Genomic DNA, 14,600 nt, shown 5'->3' with positions numbered 1-14,600 from the left:
TTTATGCATAAAGAAAAGACACCCTAAGGTGCCTTCCTCCGACTTAAATTATCTTAACTTTAAATTATATCATTTTTCATATTATAATAACATCTTTTTATTTTATAAAAATATATAGCAATCAATATAAAAATATGACATTATATAACATGAATTTCCGTTTTATTTAATATTTTTCCAAAGGAGGAAGATTTAACTTGAAGAAATTGTTTTCATTTTTATTATTTGTATTTGTAATTTTTTCAGCGAACAATATTTCATTTGCTGATGAAGTTATACCATTTAACAAATCGTTCTTTGCATATAACGAGCCATCGTTTACATCTGCAAAGGGAAATGGTGGAGCTCAATATGGACCTCAAAAAGCTCTAACTGTAAAAGAGAAGCGTTCAGATGGTTGGTGGAAGATAGTAACTTGGGAAGGCGATAAGTGGATTAATACCGATGGGGAAAAAAAGAAAATAGAGAAACCCTATATTACTTTTGCTGAACCTAAATTCACATCACCAAAAGGGAACAATGGTAATGTTATAGCGCCTCAAGTAGTTACGGCGATAGATGGACAAGAAGATGGATGGTTAAAGATTCAAACCAATGAAGGAGATAAATGGATTTTCCTTAATTCTGAAGCGGTAAAAGTAGATAAAAATTTCTATGCGTATAATGAACCTTCATTTACATCTGAAAAAGCAAGTGGTGGAAACCAATATGGGCCACAAAAATCACTTGTTGTAAAAGAAAAACGTACAAATGGTTGGTGGAAAGTAGCAACTTATGAGGGTGATAAGTGGGTTAACCTAGATGGGGAGTTAAAAGCATTTGATAAACCATTTTTAGTGTTTTATGAGCCTGCATTTGCATCTCAAAAAGGAAATATGGAAGTACCTTATAGCCCTACTACTATTAGGGTAATTGAGGGGAATACTAAAGGATGGTTGAAAGTTCAAACTTGGGAAGGCGACAAATGGATGTATCCAGGTGTTGCAGAGACAGTAGCAGTTAATAAAAACTTTTATGTTTATAACGAACCGTCGTTTACATCAGCTAAAGGAAGTATATATGGACCACAAAAATTCCTTGCTGTAATGGAAAAACGTCAAGATGGCTGGTGGAAGATAGTTACTGCTAATGAAGGACTTAAATGGGTTGCATTGAATGGTGCTAAAATGGATATATCAAATAATCTATATTATGCATATAATGAGCCTTCGTATTCTTCTGATTTTGCAAATGGAGGAATGCCCTATGGACCACAGACTGTCAAGGTTTTAGAAGAAATTCCTAATGGCTGGATGAAGATAGCAACATGGGAAGGAGATAAATGGATTAATCTTATTGGAGAGAAAGTATGTAAAAAGATCAATCCAAATGTTCAGCGTGCAGCTATTTCTAAAGCAGCACTAGATGATAACGAAAAACAATTAAATACAAATGGTGAAAATGTGGATGTAGTGAGTTCCCCAGACTCCATTCAATTATCATGGAATAAAAGGGATAGTGTAGCTAATTATAAGTTACAAAAATTAAACGATAATGATCAATGGGAAGATATTTGGAATGGTACTGATACAAAGTTTACTGTTTCAGGTTTAGAATCTTCTAATTCGTATGCATTAAAATTAATTTCGTATGATAATCAGGAGAATATCTTAAATGAAAGTAAAATTAATGCTGTCACGTTAAAAACAAAAGAGGACAAGCAACAAGTTCAAAAAGCGCTTTTGAGCCCAGAAAAAGTTAATGCTAGTACGAAAGCTGCAAATGATCGTAACACACTTTATCCAATGACAGATGCTTATATAAATACGGTTGAATCTGGGGGAATGGTAAAAGTAACTTGGGGAAATGTACCAACTGATGGGAATTCTTATGACGTTTATAAAAATGATCAGTATGTTACAACGACTAATAAAAATGAATTTATAGAACCTCAAAGGTCAGTTGTTCAAAAAGCCGCTTTAAATAAGGCAGATAATATATCTTCAAAAGATGATCCATATAGAAATTATTATGATGTTAAAGGTTTTAAGAGTGTTCCTTCAGAAAATGTTGAAGAAAAAGTAGCATCTCTAAAAGCATCTGGTATTACTCCTACACAATACCAAAAAGAAGATTTAGGATGTGAAGAGAAAGAGGTTTCTACATATGTAGATAAACCAGGATGGAGTACAATGCAAAAATTTAATCAATCTCCATCAAATTATATGGCAGCTGATACATTTGGATTTGGTTATTTATTTAGATATCAAACATTTATCCCAATGGCTCAAGCAGAAGGGCCATTGGGATCTGGTTACAAATATTTTGAAGGTGACACAAGAAGAAGGTTTAGTTTCTTCTCAGATCAATACCGAACAAGATTAGATGTTAAAGTTACTTGGAAAATGAAAACAGGTGGAGCTTGGGCAGGTACCCCTGCAGAATTCAGTTCTTATAAGGATACTGGTTGGACTCATGGAGTTGATAATAATAATGTATCTAGAAAAGCTAAAGCGAATCCAAATACGGATTTAACTTATAATGTTATATCTGCAACGCCAACGCAAGCTAATTTTATAATGAGAGTCGCGTCTGCAAATCCGTTAGTGACAGGGGCGCCTGATATAGATGCGTTTGTTGCTGTATCCCTTAATAGAAATGGTAGTGGGGCGGCAGTAGGTTTCCATGATAGAGCACCAAACCATGAATTTTACAAAGCGCTATATTCAGAGGTTAAGCCTCGGTTTGATAATGTAGAGACTCTTCATACAGCTACATTGCATCCAGTATTAAAATTTTGGGCTCTAGTTCCCCGTGTGTCTTCAGTAGAATTTGTATCAGTATATCCAAGGAATACAGTTAATTAAGATTTAGTAAAGAACTCAGTTGCTGAAAAGCACTGAGTTCTTTACTAATAATTTTATATTTTTAATTACTTTTGATAGCAATAATGGAATAGGGATGAGGTGCATTTGATTGAATAAATTTTTATTACCCTATGCATATTCAGTATTAAGTTTGTTGATTATTGTAAATATAATTCAGCAGTATAATTACGTACTTTTGAAGGGGAAATCTACATACAATATACTTACTGATATCTATGTTAATATGATCCAAGCAACATTAACTGTATGTATTTTTGGAGCCCCAATGGTTTTATTTGGCTGCATTCTAGGTGAACTATTGTTTAGATATATTTTCTTTTATATTATATATTTTTTTAGGATCAGGATTGATTAGTATTTTTTTATATTTGGGATATCCTACCTCCTATGAATATCTAACTACTATAGATATAGCTCAATATATATTAATGACTAGTATCTGTTCTGTTACATTTTTTGTGAGCAGGAATAGATATGAGAAAAAAACATGACATTATAGTCATGTTTTTTCTATTGTAGCTTGTATTTAATTTATATTAACTTGTTGAGTATCTCTGCATCATTTACATAAAAAAGACACCCTAAGGTGCCTTCCTCCGACTTGAACCACTTTAATTTTAATAATATGTATTGGACGCAGATCCTCTAACTTACTTAATTACTTTGTCCATAACTTCTTTATATTTGTTAAATTGGGCATCTTCCATATCACCATTCATTTGTATAAGGAAGTTACCTTTTGCATAAGTATGAGAGAATAACATTTGATTACCATTACCTAAATCGTCATAGTATTTCTTAGCTTTTTCAAGATCTTCTTTGTTTTTAAACTCAAATATTCTACCACCACTATCTTCACCTAATGCTGGAACAAGAATACGCTTTGCTTCTTTTCTAGTATTTCCAAATTCTTTTTCTGGTAGGTCACTAGGATTGTCAGCTTCTAATCCTGCAGTTTTAAATTCTTCAATTACCTTACCAACCGTGACATTACTTGCCATTGATTTAACGCTGTCACAAGCGGATAAACCAAATAATAATAGAGCTCCAATAAGTAATACTGTTAATCTTTTAAACATAGTTGTTCATTCCTCCTAATGTAAATAAATCCTTACACATAATAACAAATTTTATATTTATATATTGTCATATATTGTCGAATGGAAAAATAAAAGATCTTCATTTGAGCTTCTTTTATTTTTGGATTATAAGGGTGCACTCACATTTACGACAAGCAATCTTCTCTTCCTCAAAAATAAATAGATTTTCAGCATCACATTCTGGGCATACAACTGCAAATGGTGTTTTTATATTTTTATAGCATAGGAAAGAAACGAATGCCATGATTAGAGCAGGTATAACAAGCATCATAATTAAGAATAGGCCCGCAAAAACGCCTGTAATGATGGAAAGTGGTTTCATTAGTTTTCTACCAACGGAGTTTATTTGGCTATCCTTTTTACGAAAAGCAGTAACAAGGTAAGTTTTGCTTTCTCTTAACGGCTCAAATGCATTTGCCGTATTGCAATCTTGTTCATTCATAGTGGGATAGGAAGTGTTTGGTCCTTGATACCCTCGTTGTATATAATAGTTGTTTGACTCAGCTATTCGTGGTGTATACGAGATTCCAGTTCCAGGTATATAAGTTGTTGTTCTTGATTCAGGTGGAATGGAGTTCCCTCCTGTACCTGTGTATGTAAAGTTAATTTTCACACCCGGGGAAACTTGGATAATTCTACGAAACTTATAACCCATAATATTGTATCCTCTCCATCTAATTAATAAAATTATTTACTAATTATAACAAATTTATAATCCTTATATAATAATATTGCGAAATAAAAAGGTGAAATATTGAACTTTACTAATTTAAGGCTTCTTATGAGTACTTTTATAATAAAGAAAAGACACCCAAAGGTGCCTTTCTTACATATACATGTAATTGTTTAGATTGAAAAAGCAAAATGATAAACGCTTTGTAAATTATTTGACTTAATAGAGTTTGTTCTTCCTGGTTCATTGTAGTAGTAAAGATCTACAATGTCGTATCTGTGTGTAAAACGTCCTACACTAGCAATTTTATCTCCATATGCTGGTGGTAATGAAGCAGTACCTGTGAATTTACCGTTTTCTCCAACTACACATTTAATATCCATTTTCCCTGGTTTGATATGAGCATCAAAAAAGATATAGAAAGTAGTTCCAGCAGGAGCTTTATTACCTTGTGCATCATAAGCAGTACCTGTAAACGTTGTAAGACCGCCATTTCCATTGCTGTATACGCGATATCTATAACCATCTCCGTAATTGATGTACTCATTTTTACCTACATTAGTTACTTCAACTTTTTCTACACGGGAATCATTTTCTTCAGTAGCAGCAGAGGCATTTTTAGGCATTACAAGGCCAGTTAAAACTAAAGAAAACAGCATGATTGACATTAAAAACTTTTTCATAATTCACCCTTCTTTTTCTATTATTTGTAAAAAACTTCATAAATAATAATATAACTTAATATCTAGTTTATCAAATATTTTTTGGTAATAATTATCAAATATGCATAATTGCATTAAAGGTGTTTTGAATAATTTATCTTGCCCATAAAGAAAAGACACCCTAAGGTGCCTTCCTCCGACTTGATAACCACTTTAATAATATGAGTGTTGGATTTCCATCCAAATATTATTTTACCATGTTAATTAATTTTGGTCATTGAGTAATATTAGCGGTATCACATAATGATGTGATGACATCCTGATTTAGTTTTTTGATTATATAAAAGAGGTAATATTCAGAATAAACTTGATAAATATACCAATATTATCCATATGAAAGGTGGATATGATAATATTTAAATAAATACATAAAAAGGAGTGAAGACTTTGAAACATTTAACAAAATTAGTATTAGTATTAGGTTTAATGTGTAGTGGATTTTTTATTACATCCAGTAAAACTGAAGCAGCAGAAGGAGGTTGGTATAAAGTAACAGCGGGAGGAACTAATTGTCAGGCCAGAGTTTCTACCGATCGCACCGAGTATGCAAAAACTCATAAAACGGTGAACGCTAAAATTGAAACGCGTGGAACATGTAGTAAATTATATTATGATATGGATCTTCCGTATGCTGGTTTAAATTCTGCTTCTCATGATATGACCAGTGGATATTTTTCTTCGAGTACACCACTAAAATCACTAAATATAGGTCACGCATGGAAGGATAGTAAGGAATATACATTTGTACATGTTCAACTTTTCAAAAATGCAGCACATACCGAACATGCCGGAGAATTACGTTCGTCAGAAATCATTATTCACCCTAGATAATTTATAAAAAGACGCTCACCACTAGTTTGTATCTCATATGGGGGAAAAACAGAGTAGCATTTGCTACTCTGTTTTTTTTTATTAGGGGAACTTCCAGAATTTTAAAATACACGCTAAGCAAAAAAATTGAGATAAGCTGTCCATATGGACAGTTTATCTACATAATTATCGGTAGGGAAAAAAAGCAACTATACCCTCGCAAGGGGACCCACTTTTTTTGTTCTATGAATCTATGCATTTTTTTATACATCCCTATTCTGGCGCAGCCTTAGGTTTCGCTTTTGTTATTAGATTTTCCGAAAAATTGTATGTGGCGTATCTCTTAATAAGCATCATCACGTTCTGATTTTAGAACGAGGTTTAAATAAAGTTATTTAATATTTGATGTTTTTATTTCTGAATATTAAAATATTATTTTATCAAGTTTAACAAACTAACATTATTTGTAAAACGTGTTAAGTTTGTTGTGTAAGTTATAAAAATACTTGAGGGGGATGTTTAATATGAGAAAAATGAAAAGAATTAAAGGGTTAGCTTTAGCTTGTGCAATCGGTTTAAGTTCATTTAGTTTTATTGGCGTAACAAGCGCTAGTGCGGCAGAAAACACCAATTTCACATCAAATAAAGCAGCTAAGGGTCTTGCAGTCTGTAACGCACAATATGAAAATACAAAAGTACGAACTGACGCAAGTACGAGTTCAAAAATAGCTTATAATGTTGCTAATGGAACTAGATTTACTGGTGAATGGGTAAAAGGACAAACTGTCGATGGAAATAATCAATGGTTAAAGTTTTACGACTCAAACTGGAAAACCTATTTATACGTTTCAAAATCAGTATGTAACTAAGTACAAAATATAAAAATACTTGAGGGGGGAATTTTTATGTTCAAGAAATTAGTAGTTGGAGCATTAGCGACTGGTATTATGTTATCTAGTGCAGGTGGAGCGATGGCTGCAACACCTAATACTGAAAGTCCGAAGCAAGAAAACGTTACTATGGCAGCGGAAAAGAAAACGCTGAGAGTACCAGGGTTTGCTACTAGAGAAGAGATACCGAACAAAGTCGTCACTGTAATTGGTATCACGTGGTATTTAAAAGGGGCAACGAAAGAAATGGATAAAACATGGACAGCTTATTATGAGGGTTGGAGTAATTAATTAAACTTATTTTTAATTTGTGTAAGATATAAAAATATTTGAGGGGGAAATTTTATGTTCAAGAAATTAGTAGTTGGGGCATTAGCGACTGGAATTATGTTATCTAGTGCAGGTGGAGCGATGGCTGCAACACCTAATACTGGCAGTCAAAAGGCAGAAAAGGTTGCTATGGCAGCGCCGGACAAGAAGGGGATAAATTTTCGTGGGTATCCTACTAGAAAATCTTTACCGAACATAGTCGAAAATGGAGTGTTTGGTATGACGTGGTACTTGAAAAACGCATGGCAAGAAGATGATGGCACATGGACAGGTTATTATGAAGGCTGGTCTAATTAATAAAATCTATTCATAATAAAAAAGTCTCTTATAACGAGGCTTTTTTATTTGTATAAAATCATAAAGAAAAGACACCCTAAGGTGCCTTCCTCCGACTTGAACCACTTTAATTTTATATAAATATACACGTGTTACCCCTTTGTTATACGTGTAAACACATCCTATAAAACAGAATCGTCTATATACACCAGATTGTTAGTTCACTAAATATCAAGAGATTTGAGATCAATACGTTACGTCTTTTAAAAGAATCTGCTTTATAGAATGTATCCACAATTTATATTTTACTATATGTAATATTTATTTGGTGTAATTTTTATGAATATGTATAATTACATAAAGTTTATGAGAAAAAGAGAGTATACTTTGATATTGTGTAATAAAGATAAGGCCCACCTACGGAAATAGGTGGGCTTTTTTATTGGGTATTACTACCTCAGTGCACAAAAGGGAATTTGTATTTAAATAATAGCATATCCTTAAGGTTCTTATATTGAGAAATAAAGAAAATACACCCATATAAGAGTGTCTTTTCCGATAGTTTGTTTAGCAGAAGCAGCTAGCTCCAACTATGATTAATAAAATAAATAATACAACTAATAAAGCAAATCCTCCACCAAAGTCACCGCGGGAACCGCCGTAACTCATACTTTTTCCCCCTTTAATTAGGAGTTTCAATAATGGGTCAATTGTTGTTTTAATAGATTCAATTTACCTTATGTTTTTAAGAGTTAAATGAGCAGGTCCTTTTGAAAATAAGGGAAAGATGCCTTAAAACTCCTTTTTACTCTGTAATAAATTTAAATATATAGTACATAAAAAATAACAAAGATAGACTAGCTAATCTGCCAGCAATCGATTCTTTCATAAATTTTATCAGTACCACTTTGACAATCAACGCTAAGAATAATGGTATAAATATTACGATAGCAAGTTTGATTGCTAAGTCATTTATAGTTGGGTTAAATGGTTCAAAATTAATTATGATATTCACTTACCTTTCTTTTATCCTTTTATATTTATAATACGATTTATATTGTTTTGTCTAATAAAGAAAATACACCCAAAGGTGCCTTCCTCCGACTTGAACCACTTTAATTTTAATAATATGTATTGGACGCCAATCCAAATATTATTTTACCATGTTAAGTTGTATTGTACATTGAGAAATTTGGTATACCTCTTTATTTGAACGTAAAAAGCCCTAGAGGGGCTAGGACTTTTTGACAGAATGAAAATGATTCAAAAAAGGACTTATATAACGTAACATACGAATGTTTCATAAATGTATCGTAAAAGTGAACAAAATCTATATTTTGTTATTTTCTTATCGTCATATCAGGAATATCGTATGGATAATTTTTATCTAATAGACCTATTTCTTTTGCGAAAGAAATCAGTTCATTTTCAAATTCTGGAGCGATAAGTTTAATTATATGTAAAGAACTTGAGGTACAAAGCGCTCGTGATAGATGCTCTTGAAGCTCTCCATCAAAAGCTCCTCTAATAGGTTTTAATGAAAATGGTTCATTAATCAAATCAATGTTATTTAATCCATTTAATGCTTGATATCCGTGTGCTTCTTGTGACAATGAACCATATAGTCTGTAATCGTCCGCATCTCCAATCTTTTCAAGAAGTTGTTTTACAGAGGTTGGACCGTTGAATAGAGCATACCAAGCAGGGTCATAATTTTTATATTTTCTCACCTCAGCCTTAGTTCGATCCCATTCATCTAATATTTTTTTTAATGCAGGTTCATTTAATATATTTTCATGAATTTTAATAGCTGTTTTAAGTTGTTCAATATCTATTCCTGTAATAGGATTATCAATTAACTCATTAGATATCGAAATTTGGCTTTTGCAAAATGCAACATAGTAACAAAATGCTCTATCCTTAACGAATTTTTTATTTTCAAGAATGTATTTAATAGATAAATAAGTTTCGAAAGCTGAGCGAATCATAACTTTTGTTGGACCGACTAATTCATGATCCGCCAAAGTGTAATTTCCATCTAATTGTTCAATAAGCTTTCTATATAAAGAAAGAATTATTTTATGTTCAAGTAATAACTCTGGTTTGCTTTCTAATTTGGCAAGCATGTTTTCACTAAATCGTATACTTTTTCCTAATGTCTCTAACTGATTTGTCATCTATATACACCACCATATTAAGTCGATATTTTACTACCTATATATTGATTATTTTAATTTATTACGAATAGCTTTTAATACTCCATCGACGTTGTAATCAGGAATATTGCTAATCGTCCTCTTTTTTGTACCCAATATTTTCTTTATTTCTAAGTAAATAACACCTGTATTTGCATTGGATAAGCCAAATAAATTTGGAGCAATATCGAAGTCTACGTTTTTAATATCCTTGTATTTAATTACTTCAGCTTCAGCGCCTCCGAAAAATCCGCCTTTCATCATTACGAGGTAGAGATTATGTTCCCCTACAACCATAAATCCCATTTTTGTTAATTTAGGATTAGCAACTTCAAAGCAGTAGATCGCTTCTTTAGCTTTCATAACCTTCTTTAAAGCATCGAAAGCATATTTATAATATGTGCGTTCTGTTTTCGGCAGTTCTTTTGATATTTCAACCATTTCTGCAAGTGTAACTGGGTATTCAATAATGCCAAAACGTTCATCAATTTTAGTGTATTTTGGAGTAGCCATATAATATCCCCTTTAAAAATGTAAGATTTAACCCAAGCATAACAAATACAGTTACAACTATATTGTCATATTGTGTCGAATGAAAATAAAAAAGGAGAGAGCCATAACTCTCAATGGGAAAATGATAAGAATTTAACGATGGATATTAGAGCAATATCCTCTATTTTTTACTAATATTGAATAATGGTTTTTATCAAATCTATCGGGAGATGTGGTTTTAATGTGGGTAGGAAGGAGTGTGTTTCAAAAGGTGTACCTTTTGGGAAGGTATGATTGACTTGATGTTCTGATTGTTTGAAAAAAGGGGGTGCGAAATTAATTTTAGGATACAAGGCGGTGAAATAGCATTAAGGATTTTGTAGTTACAAATATCAGAAAAATAAATAAAATCATAGTTTACAATTTTATCCTTTAGTTGGTATCATTTACTTATTAAGGGGGAAGCACATGGGTTTAAACATGTATTTGGGAGAAGTACAAGCTCAAACAGAAAGTATGAATGCTTTTTGTGTTGCCACTATTCAAGGTATGGAACAAGCTATTGATTCAATTGATGCTTTTGTGGGCGATACTATTTTGCAAGGGAAAACTTATGATACAGGGAAGACATTCTTTGCACAGACATTTCGTCCTTTAGCTCAAGGAATTATTTATTTGTGCGAAGAATTAATTCGACAGAATAATTCCTTTCCGAACGATTTTCAATCACAAGTCGCTACAACAGATGTCATTGAACAGGAAATAAGAGAACAAATTCGAGAAATTGACCGAATGAAAGCAGATATTGAAGGAACTAGTAGTACCCTTCCAGGAATGCAAGTTATGGTGGGGATTTATGATACGATGAAACAAAAGCTTCAAGAAAAACTAGAGTATTTATATGAATTTAATTATGTTTACTAGTAGTAATTATGATACAGCGCTTCAATTAGCTACGAGTATTGCTCAAGGTCTTGCAGAAGTTCAAAGTGGGAAAGGTTTTAGTCCTGCGAGTGGAACATTCAGTATACAAGATTTAAATATGAATTGGACTACATCAATTCAAAAAATCACAGAGGAAAAAGCACGTGAATCTGATAAAATTGTGTATAGCGATTTAAATCAAGAAGAAACAATAAACAATGAAACATCATTAGCAACAGAAAAAAAAGAATTTGATGGTAAGAAATTAGCCAGAGATATTACAGGTGAAATAAGTGGAGAATATGATGTTCGGCGTGCTTGGGAAGGTGTAGATCCGTCTACAGGAGAAAAACTTGGTACTTTTGACAGAGTCATAGCTGGGGGTATGGCGGTAGCCGGTATTACACCAATTGGGAAGTTGGTTAAAATCGGTAAAGGCGTAAAGATGTCAGCTAGTGCTGTTAAAACTGTAAAGGGTGCTGAGTCGAATTATGTGCTTTTTAATAAAACGCATATACAATCAATGCCTAAACCAAAAGGGAAAGGTCCAAATGGAGGAAGGTTACAATCTCATCATGGTTTACAAGGAAAATGGGCGGAAGCAAATCTAAGTCAATATGGATATGATCCAAAACTTGCACCAACAGTGACGATTGAAACAGGAAAGGGGTTACCACATACTATTATTACTAATGCGCAGAACTTGAGGCGTGATGAACGTGTAGCCTTAGGAAATGGAAAATGGAGCTCTTCTTTACAAGCGGAATTAAAGAATATAGTTTCTGATTTTGAAAAAGCGGGATTTTCTAAAGAAACTATTAGAGGAACTTTAGAACAACAATATAGGATGCTTGATAAGTTAAAAGTAAAATATGAAAGGATTGAGTATTAATGAGTATACTTGAGAACTTAAATGCAATTTTCACTTTAGAAACAGAAGAACCTCCAGCAACTAAAGAAACGATTCGAGAATTACAAGATTTTTCATCAATAGATGTTCCTTCAGATTATCTAGAGATAATTCAACAATGTACAGATGCAGAGATTAATGTAAATAATGAAATATATATCCGTATTTGGAGTCCAGAGGGTTGTATAGAGATGAATGAAGCTCATAATATCCAAAAATATATACCTAACTCACTTGCAATTGGTGATGATGAAGGTGGGAAAGTGCTATTATATGCAAATGGAAAAGAAGGATTCGGATTATATATGGTGGATTTTGGGGATTTAGATATCGAAGAAGCAATTAAAATATCACCTTCCTTGAAACTGTTATTAATGGATGGCGTAGGTGTAGAAAAGTTATTGTTATAGTTTTAAGGACATATGAAAACCACTGTATTCTAAAAGGTAACGTTAAAGCATTTCTTATAAAACTTTATACAACAAAACGAAAAGAACCTAAATTAGGTTCTTTTCGTTTTGTTAATAATTATTTGTGTTATGCATTGTAAAGGGGTAATGACATAACTGTTTAGTATTTCATTGTGTTAAATAGTTTCACCATGTGCATATTGAACAAACTCTACTTTTTCTTTTGATACAGATTGTAAGTTTGTAGTGTTACTGAAGCTGAAAGATAAAAAACCTGTGACAATAGCAAAAATTAATAGAGGTTTTTTCATTATTTTAAAGCTCCTTTCTCTGAAGCCTTTTTATCAGCTTCATTTGTCATGTGTAGATACTTGCTCGCTTTTTCATACGATTTTGACTCGTAAAACTTATTGCTAATCATAAAAAAAGACACCCTAAGGTGCCTTCCTCCGTCTTGAACTATCCTGTATTACTGCGGTGCCGATGTCTATAATCTTGATAACTTAATAATTGTATCTCCTAAAATGCATCAAAATATTTTAGATCGTTCATATCATTTCGGTACTAAAGGTCAATAATTATGAAAGGGTGGTTAGTATGGAAAGTAAAATGACAAAAAAAGAATTAATTGAACTTGTAACAAAAATATGTGAGCTTGATTCAACTGAAGAAGAACTTAGTGAATATGTTTATATTTTTAAAAATAACGTACCTCATCCCGCTCCAAGTGATTTAATTTTTTGGAATCCTGTAGAATTAACACCTGAAGAAATAGTAGAGATTGCATTGAATTACAAAGAAGAAAAAAAGTAGAATAATATGTCTATGATAAGGTGGCTCCTTTATGGAGCCTGTTTTATTTTATAACCAGAAAATCTAATTGTTACCATGCCCCATAAAGAAAAGACACCCAAAGGTGCCTTCCTCCGATTTGAACCACTTTAATTTTAATAATATGTATTGGAATCCCATCCAAATATTATTTTATTACTTGCTACACATATTTACTTTTTCTTGGTACTTTACAATGCTTTCTTTTATAGCCGGATTCTGTTCGGCGTTTTTTAATTGTTCAAGAACAGTTTTTGCGTCATCACAACTCATTTTTTCTCGTTCTTTATCCTCAAATGATTGTGCTTTCCTTTTTGCATACTCCAAACCTTCTCGTTCCTGCCGTTCTTCTTTTTCTTTGAGTTCTTTTTCAATCTTTTGCTCATTTTCCCATTCTTTTTGAACATGTTTACATGTTATTCCAACTTCTGGTGAACCGCAAAGTTCAGGTTCTTCTAGTAAATAGGAAAAGAATATCTAGAATTGAAAGATTGGTTAAGGAACTGTTGAGTGACAATAATTTGCTCCGTTAAAGGAGCAAATTTAGTATCAGTTATGTTACTTTGTAACACAAGTAGTGGTAAATCGGAAAGTGAAAGTATATATCGAAATTAGTATGGTAAAATAGAAAACACGATGAATTTGGATATATTATCACCTTAACCTTTATATTCGTCCTTAACATCGATTATAATTATATATACAGTTAATTACAGTTAATGGGGAACAGGAGATGGAGTGTATGGAAGAATATAATGTAATAGTAGAAAAGTTTAAGGAACTTGAAAGTAAACAGCAAAGCTTGGCTCAAATTTCTCGAGAATATGGTTTTACTGTTGAGGAAACAGATAAAGACGATAATAACTACGGAAGCAGATACGAAATATTTAAAGCATCTAAACAGGTGGGGGAGCATAAATTGCTTATTAAGGTTGAAACCAGAGATAGTTATCGTTCCTTTGGTGGAAATGATGATGAACCTTACTTTAATACTATAGAGCTTTGGAAAGGCGAAAATCTTGTTAATAGCAGTGATTACACATACTTCAAGTAAATAGTATGAAAAAAAGCCGTAATATTTGAAGTGAACCCCGAAAACGGGACACCAATCAAAACACCTAAACCACTTGTTCCCTAAATTCTTTAGGGGATAGGTGGTTTAATTTTTCT

At 32.5% G+C, this 14,600-nt stretch carries 16 protein-coding genes and 2 pseudogenes; 9 read left to right on the top strand and 9 right to left on the bottom strand.

The window, feature by feature from the left end:
* The first annotated feature begins 197 nt into the window (after nucleotides 1-197).
* Nucleotides 198-2,846 carry a DUF3238 domain-containing protein gene (locus MR115_RS28125; protein ID WP_242243576.1) on the top strand — a complete coding sequence of 883 codons (2,649 nt, stop codon included), beginning with the start codon at nucleotides 198-200 and terminating at the stop codon, nucleotides 2,844-2,846.
* A 671-nt stretch (nucleotides 2,847-3,517) separates the two neighbouring features.
* Here MR115_RS28125 and MR115_RS28120 read toward each other — a convergent pair.
* The 3 genes from MR115_RS28120 to MR115_RS28110 all read right to left on the bottom strand — a co-directional run bounded on the left by MR115_RS28120 (nucleotide 3,518) and on the right by MR115_RS28110 (nucleotide 5,323).
* Nucleotides 3,518-3,946, bottom strand: coding sequence for a stress protein (locus tag MR115_RS28120; RefSeq protein ID WP_242243575.1), 429 nt, complete (start codon nucleotides 3,944-3,946; stop codon nucleotides 3,518-3,520).
* A gap of 115 nt (nucleotides 3,947-4,061) precedes the next feature.
* The gene (locus MR115_RS28115; RefSeq protein WP_242243574.1) at nucleotides 4,062-4,622 is read right to left on the bottom strand and encodes a DUF4236 domain-containing protein; all 561 of its coding nucleotides are present in this window, start codon (nucleotides 4,620-4,622) and stop codon (nucleotides 4,062-4,064) included.
* 191 nt (nucleotides 4,623-4,813) lie between these two features.
* On the bottom strand, nucleotides 4,814-5,323 hold the full coding sequence (locus MR115_RS28110) for a hypothetical protein (protein WP_242243573.1): 510 nt from the start codon (nucleotides 5,321-5,323) through the stop codon (nucleotides 4,814-4,816).
* A 426-nt stretch (nucleotides 5,324-5,749) separates the two neighbouring features.
* Between MR115_RS28110 and MR115_RS28105 the strand changes: the two genes are divergently transcribed.
* The 4 genes from MR115_RS28105 (at nucleotide 5,750) to MR115_RS28090 (ending at nucleotide 7,689) form a co-directional block, all read left to right on the top strand.
* Nucleotides 5,750-6,193, top strand: a complete 444-nt coding sequence (locus MR115_RS28105) for a hypothetical protein (RefSeq protein WP_228492693.1) — start codon at nucleotides 5,750-5,752, stop codon at nucleotides 6,191-6,193.
* 503 nt (nucleotides 6,194-6,696) lie between these two features.
* Nucleotides 6,697-7,041: an SH3 domain-containing protein gene (locus MR115_RS28100; protein WP_242243559.1), complete on the top strand. Its 345-nt coding sequence runs from the start codon at nucleotides 6,697-6,699 to the stop codon at nucleotides 7,039-7,041.
* Nucleotides 7,042-7,077: 36 nt separating this feature from the next.
* A complete protein-coding gene (locus MR115_RS28095) occupies nucleotides 7,078-7,353 on the top strand; it encodes an LCI fold-containing protein (protein WP_000473826.1) in 276 nt (91 codons plus the stop codon).
* Between the two features lie 54 nt (nucleotides 7,354-7,407).
* Complete coding sequence (locus MR115_RS28090; RefSeq protein ID WP_242243556.1) at nucleotides 7,408-7,689, top strand: LCI fold-containing protein; 282 nt, start codon at nucleotides 7,408-7,410, stop codon at nucleotides 7,687-7,689.
* 546 nt (nucleotides 7,690-8,235) lie between these two features.
* On the opposite strand, the gene MR115_RS28085 is transcribed toward MR115_RS28090, so the two are convergent.
* The 4 genes from MR115_RS28085 to MR115_RS28070 form a co-directional block, all read right to left on the bottom strand.
* Complete coding sequence (locus tag MR115_RS28085; protein WP_242243554.1) at nucleotides 8,236-8,337, bottom strand: YjcZ family sporulation protein; 102 nt, start codon at nucleotides 8,335-8,337, stop codon at nucleotides 8,236-8,238.
* Nucleotides 8,338-8,473: 136 nt separating this feature from the next.
* Complete coding sequence (locus MR115_RS28080) at nucleotides 8,474-8,683, bottom strand: hypothetical protein (RefSeq protein WP_242243553.1); 210 nt, start codon at nucleotides 8,681-8,683, stop codon at nucleotides 8,474-8,476.
* A 325-nt stretch (nucleotides 8,684-9,008) separates the two neighbouring features.
* Nucleotides 9,009-9,845 carry a DUF5677 domain-containing protein gene (locus tag MR115_RS28075; protein ID WP_098312537.1) on the bottom strand — a complete coding sequence of 279 codons (837 nt, stop codon included), beginning with the start codon at nucleotides 9,843-9,845 and terminating at the stop codon, nucleotides 9,009-9,011.
* A 48-nt stretch (nucleotides 9,846-9,893) separates the two neighbouring features.
* On the bottom strand, nucleotides 9,894-10,376 hold the full coding sequence (locus MR115_RS28070; protein WP_242243552.1) for a PH domain-containing protein: 483 nt from the start codon (nucleotides 10,374-10,376) through the stop codon (nucleotides 9,894-9,896).
* A gap of 447 nt (nucleotides 10,377-10,823) precedes the next feature.
* Here MR115_RS28070 and MR115_RS28065 point away from each other — a divergent pair.
* Both MR115_RS28065 and MR115_RS28060 read left to right on the top strand, forming a co-directional pair.
* A pseudogene (locus MR115_RS28065) lies at nucleotides 10,824-12,171 on the top strand (pre-toxin TG domain-containing protein).
* Entirely contained in the window at nucleotides 12,171-12,599 is a 429-nt protein-coding gene (locus MR115_RS28060) for an SMI1/KNR4 family protein (protein ID WP_052943651.1), read from the top strand. The pseudogene MR115_RS28065 and the gene MR115_RS28060 overlap by 1 nt, the downstream one beginning before the upstream one ends.
* Nucleotides 12,600-12,775: 176 nt before the next feature.
* Here the strand turns inward: MR115_RS28060 and MR115_RS29935 are convergent, their stop codons facing one another.
* Nucleotides 12,776-12,910 carry a hypothetical protein gene (locus tag MR115_RS29935; RefSeq protein WP_255864121.1) on the bottom strand — a complete coding sequence of 45 codons (135 nt, stop codon included), beginning with the start codon at nucleotides 12,908-12,910 and terminating at the stop codon, nucleotides 12,776-12,778.
* A 286-nt stretch (nucleotides 12,911-13,196) separates the two neighbouring features.
* Here MR115_RS29935 and MR115_RS28055 point away from each other — a divergent pair, with 286 nt between their 5' ends.
* Nucleotides 13,197-13,412 carry a bacteriocin immunity protein gene (locus tag MR115_RS28055; RefSeq protein WP_106102839.1) on the top strand — a complete coding sequence of 72 codons (216 nt, stop codon included), beginning with the start codon at nucleotides 13,197-13,199 and terminating at the stop codon, nucleotides 13,410-13,412.
* 174 nt (nucleotides 13,413-13,586) lie between these two features.
* Here MR115_RS28055 and MR115_RS28050 read toward each other — a convergent pair.
* Nucleotides 13,587-13,886 (bottom strand): annotated as a pseudogene (locus MR115_RS28050) (hypothetical protein); the annotation flags it as partial.
* A 286-nt stretch (nucleotides 13,887-14,172) separates the two neighbouring features.
* On the opposite strand from MR115_RS28050, the gene MR115_RS28045 reads away from it, so the two are divergent.
* Nucleotides 14,173-14,484, top strand: coding sequence for a hypothetical protein (locus tag MR115_RS28045; RefSeq protein WP_242243551.1), 312 nt, complete (start codon nucleotides 14,173-14,175; stop codon nucleotides 14,482-14,484).
* Nucleotides 14,485-14,600: the final 116 nt, after the last annotated feature.

It is taken from the genome of Bacillus cereus group sp. BfR-BA-01309 (assembly GCF_022664315.1).
GTDB lineage: Bacteria > Bacillota > Bacilli > Bacillales > Bacillaceae_G > Bacillus_A > Bacillus_A mobilis.
The sequence above is the reverse complement of the archived record's forward strand: the minus strand, read 5'-3'. Positions and strand labels throughout refer to the sequence as shown.

Coding starts and splice junctions, on each gene's coding strand:
- MR115_RS28075 (WP_098312537.1), bottom strand. CDS start 9,845: ATGACAAATCAGTTAGAGACATTAGGAAAAAGTATACGATTTAGTGAA.
- MR115_RS28055 (WP_106102839.1), top strand. CDS start 13,197: ATGGAAAGTAAAATGACAAAAAAAGAATTAATTGAACTTGTAACAAAA.
- MR115_RS28085 (WP_242243554.1), bottom strand. CDS start 8,337: ATGAGTTACGGCGGTTCCCGCGGTGACTTTGGTGGAGGATTTGCTTTA.
- MR115_RS28060 (WP_052943651.1), top strand. CDS start 12,171: ATGAGTATACTTGAGAACTTAAATGCAATTTTCACTTTAGAAACAGAA.
- MR115_RS28095 (WP_000473826.1), top strand. CDS start 7,078: ATGTTCAAGAAATTAGTAGTTGGAGCATTAGCGACTGGTATTATGTTA.
- MR115_RS28100 (WP_242243559.1), top strand. CDS start 6,697: ATGAGAAAAATGAAAAGAATTAAAGGGTTAGCTTTAGCTTGTGCAATC.
- MR115_RS28120 (WP_242243575.1), bottom strand. CDS start 3,946: ATGTTTAAAAGATTAACAGTATTACTTATTGGAGCTCTATTATTATTT.
- MR115_RS28115 (WP_242243574.1), bottom strand. CDS start 4,622: ATGGGTTATAAGTTTCGTAGAATTATCCAAGTTTCCCCGGGTGTGAAA.
- MR115_RS28070 (WP_242243552.1), bottom strand. CDS start 10,376: ATGGCTACTCCAAAATACACTAAAATTGATGAACGTTTTGGCATTATT.
- MR115_RS29935 (WP_255864121.1), bottom strand. CDS start 12,910: ATGAAAAAACCTCTATTAATTTTTGCTATTGTCACAGGTTTTTTATCT.
- MR115_RS28090 (WP_242243556.1), top strand. CDS start 7,408: ATGTTCAAGAAATTAGTAGTTGGGGCATTAGCGACTGGAATTATGTTA.
- MR115_RS28045 (WP_242243551.1), top strand. CDS start 14,173: ATGGAAGAATATAATGTAATAGTAGAAAAGTTTAAGGAACTTGAAAGT.
- MR115_RS28110 (WP_242243573.1), bottom strand. CDS start 5,323: ATGAAAAAGTTTTTAATGTCAATCATGCTGTTTTCTTTAGTTTTAACT.